The organism is Ectothiorhodospira shaposhnikovii (assembly GCF_016584105.1).
Classification (GTDB): Bacteria; Pseudomonadota; Gammaproteobacteria; order Ectothiorhodospirales; family Ectothiorhodospiraceae; genus Ectothiorhodospira; species Ectothiorhodospira shaposhnikovii.
In genome coordinates, this window is record NZ_NRSM01000066.1 from 1 (window position 1) to 3,279 (window position 3,279).

Below are 3,279 nucleotides of genomic sequence, written 5' to 3' on the forward strand. Positions count from 1 at the left end.
CTGGTCCTCCTGTTGGTCATGCTGGGGAGATTGCCGCTCACGTTCCTTGCGCAACCACCGATCCAACAGGCTGCGATTGATTCCCAGAGACCGGGCAGCTTCGGCCACCCCATACCCCTGGCGCTCAACCAACGCCACTGCCTCAGCCTTGAATTCCGCCGTGTATCGACGTCGTGCCTTCTTGCTCATGAACACCTCCGATGCATAGCCTACGAGGCTTAACGGGGTGTCCGCTACAATTGAACCACTTCAGGTTGATGGGCAGAATGGGATAAATACCATCCTCAGTTGCATGCTTCTCGCGTGCCCAGTTGAGCAAGGCGCGTAGATTTCTGAACGCTTGATTAGTCTGGACGGGAGCAGTCTTGGACAAGTCGCGGAAACGCTTAATACAAGCATCGCGGGTGATACTGACCACAGGCACATCAGCCCAGTCAGCAAAGGTGCCCTCTACACAGCGCCGAATGTCGGCTTTGCTGCTGGGACGGAGTGGGCCGTTCTTCGTCCGCTTATGCTCGATGTAATCGTCCATCACCTCGCGGAGCGTTTCGGACTGTGCGGCTGCTTTCTTATCTTCAATCTGAGGGTCTATACCGTCACGCATTTGCAGCTTGATGGTCTGGGCACGCTTACGAGCCTCTTCACAGGTCATCAATTCAAAAGCGCCAAGGGTGTACCTTCTTTCCTTTCCAGTCCCTCTGACTCGTCCGCTAACAATATAGCTCTTTGCACCAGCGGCAGTGATGCGCAGCCCTAACCCTTGAACCTCTGTATCACGGTATAAGACCTGATCTTTATCAGTCGGCGCAGGCAGCGCCTTGAGCTTCAGGTTCGTGAATTTGAACTTGGTTGGCGTTGTCATAGCTGCACCTCCTGCTGGCTGTGGTTATGGTGGGTGCAGCACGGGTTCTGTAGAATGTTCATATCGGCGTTGCTCCTGCTAGTTGGAACGTCGGTCACTCGGTCGGGACTGTTGGCGCAGTCGCCGACCGTTCTCGTTTCATGCCTTAGATGGGTCATGTACGCGCAGTGTACACAGTGCAGGTCGAAGCACGCAATAGAACAACGTACTAAATAAAACGCCAAGATACTGATTTATAAAGGGTGACATGCGTACATAAAGCGAGGGAAAGCAGGGTAAAGCGCCAGCCCGTGAAACTCATAATCGATTGGTCGCAGGTTCAAGTCCTGCTGGGCCCACCACTACAAAGCCCCAAGCCATGCCGGTTTGGGGCTTTTTCTTTGTCTGATAGACAGGGCCTTGACCCTGCTTACATGACCCGAACATCTGCTTACTTGGCCGCCTTGGCTTGTCGTCCGGCGATTCCGTTGAACTTGCGCCACTGGTACAGCTCGATCTGGGCGTTGTTGAGGTTCCAGCCCTTCGCCTCGGCTACCGGCTGCAAGTCCTTCGGCATGCAGTTGCCGTTCTCGTCCAGCCACTCCCAGACCTCCAAGCACTTGCCGGGGCCGGGACGCTTGACGCCGTTCTGCTCGATGCGCTCGGGCTTGCCTGTGGTCACCACAGGCGCCTTCTCAATGATGATCCATTCGTTGGTGCCCAGCTCCACCTCTTGCACCTCATAGCGCTTGGCGTAGTCCTTGCCATGCTCCTTGCGGGCTGCGGCTTGAGCGGCTTTCTTGCTGGTGTAGGTCTGGTCGGTCATGGTCGTTCTCCTGAGTGGTTGCGTTCGGTAGGCGTATTGCAAGACAGGTCTCGGAGAAGGGGCAACGACTTATTCGGGCATGCCGACAAGTTTATTTTTATCAGGTCGGGGAAGGTCGATAGACGACAACGCCCCGGACTCATGGGCAGCCCGAGGCGTTGAAGGCAGCGTCAGCCGGTTAGGAGAACTGGCCCGCTGCTGCGGAGGTTGGATTATCGAGGGACTCACCGCTATACCTCGGCTCCCGGTGCGGACCACCTATCACCAGTCGTGGGAGTCGCTTGTGTTCTTCCGGCAGTATTCGCACATCCGAAGGCCGCGCACGTTAGCGCTGAAAAAGTCGGTGCGGCACTTGAGGCACTTGCGCCAGCCGACATAGCGCACCACTCGCGGCGGGCTGACACTGTGGTCAAGTACGGCCTCGCGCCGCGTCCCATCGTCCCGCCCCCACATCGCCGGTTCTGCTATCTCGTAGGTGATGCCGGGCGGTGCAGTGTGGCGCGGGTCGTCGCGGTCAATGCGCATGCTGTCACCTCACCGCCGTTGCTCGTTTGACCTGCTGCCGCTTGTGCTCCAGGTACTCACGCGGGCCAGCCTCGACCCGCTTCTTGTGCTCGCGGTATAGGCGTTCGTGCTCAGCTTGCGTGTTCTCCTGCGGCTGCTCGACCTGCCCTTGCTCACGGTCGATAAACTCACGGGTGAGGAACACCAGCCGCTCCTGACTGGCCACAGCTTCCGCCTCCCATTCCTCAATGCCCATGATCGGCGGGAACGCTGCACGCGGACGGGTCACGCTCCGCGCCTGCTCGACACGCTCCAAGCGCTTGAGCAGCCCAGCAGGAACCCGGCGCATCAGTGCAGCGCCCCGTCAGTTGTGGTCTGCTGCGACTGCTCGGGAAAGTGAATGTCAGCGAGCTTGCACAGCGCTTCCATTCGGCGCATGGCTTCCGCTTCGCTGCACCCTTCCCACGGCTGAGCAGGGTTGACCACACGCCACAGCTCGTCCGTCACCCGCTGGCGCTCTGCGCGTGCAGCAGTGTCCACGATGGTGATGGTGCCGAACGGTGGCGGGTCTAGCGGGGTCACTGATAGCTGTGGGCGCGGATACTTCCGTTTGATCCATTGGAGCTGCATCAGCTTGAGCGCCCACACGGCGCGGGCGATGCTGTCATCAATCCGGTTGTCCGTGTCGGTGTAGATGTTCATCTGCTCGCCGTCCAGCTCCACCACCAGCATATCGACGCGCACGGCATCGGGTTCGCTGCACAGGTGGAACCGTGTGTGGTCATCGGTGCGAATTATCTTGTTCATGCTCTGCCCTCCAGCGCTGCGAGGCGTGCCTCTAGGTCGTCAACCTGCTTGATGCCTGCGAATGCACCGATAGCGTCAATCAGGAGCTTGCCCGTCTCCGGGTCAATGTCCCCGGCAGCAACGGCGGTCAGCACCTGCTGCGCCTGCTCCGAAAGCGGCTTGTCACCGTCAAGCTCAAACTGTTCTGGTCAAGTCGCAGCGGACACGGATTAAGCAGCAACCGCTAAAAAATGTTGCTGAGGGGTGATGTACCCCAGGGACGAGTGGAGCCGGTCGCTGTTGTACTCCATCTCGATGTACT

At 58.7% G+C, this 3,279-nt stretch carries 6 protein-coding genes; all 6 read right to left on the reverse strand.

What is annotated here, in order from left to right; translation table 11 throughout:
* A partial coding sequence (locus CKO35_RS17245; RefSeq protein WP_200173378.1) for a transposase occupies nucleotides 1–189 on the reverse strand: 189 nt, incomplete at its 3' end.
* Nucleotides 143–862, reverse strand: a complete 720-nt coding sequence (locus tag CKO35_RS17250) for a DUF4102 domain-containing protein (RefSeq protein ID WP_200177344.1) — start codon at nucleotides 860–862, stop codon at nucleotides 143–145. The genes CKO35_RS17250 and CKO35_RS17245, both read right to left, overlap by 47 nt.
* Before the next feature lie 430 nt (nucleotides 863–1,292).
* Nucleotides 1,293–1,667 carry a hypothetical protein gene (locus CKO35_RS17255; protein WP_200177345.1) on the reverse strand — a complete coding sequence of 125 codons (375 nt, stop codon included), beginning with the start codon at nucleotides 1,665–1,667 and terminating at the stop codon, nucleotides 1,293–1,295.
* A 261-nt stretch (nucleotides 1,668–1,928) separates the two neighbouring features.
* Nucleotides 1,929–2,192 (reverse strand): hypothetical protein, encoded by a 264-nt coding sequence (locus CKO35_RS17260; protein WP_200177346.1) that lies wholly within the window; start codon nucleotides 2,190–2,192, stop codon nucleotides 1,929–1,931.
* 4 nt (nucleotides 2,193–2,196) lie between these two features.
* On the reverse strand, nucleotides 2,197–2,460 hold the full coding sequence (locus CKO35_RS17265; protein ID WP_200177347.1) for a hypothetical protein: 264 nt from the start codon (nucleotides 2,458–2,460) through the stop codon (nucleotides 2,197–2,199).
* Nucleotides 2,461–2,519: 59 nt separating this feature from the next.
* Nucleotides 2,520–2,978 carry a hypothetical protein gene (locus CKO35_RS17270; protein ID WP_200177348.1) on the reverse strand — a complete coding sequence of 153 codons (459 nt, stop codon included), beginning with the start codon at nucleotides 2,976–2,978 and terminating at the stop codon, nucleotides 2,520–2,522.
* Nucleotides 2,979–3,279 lie beyond the last annotated feature (301 nt).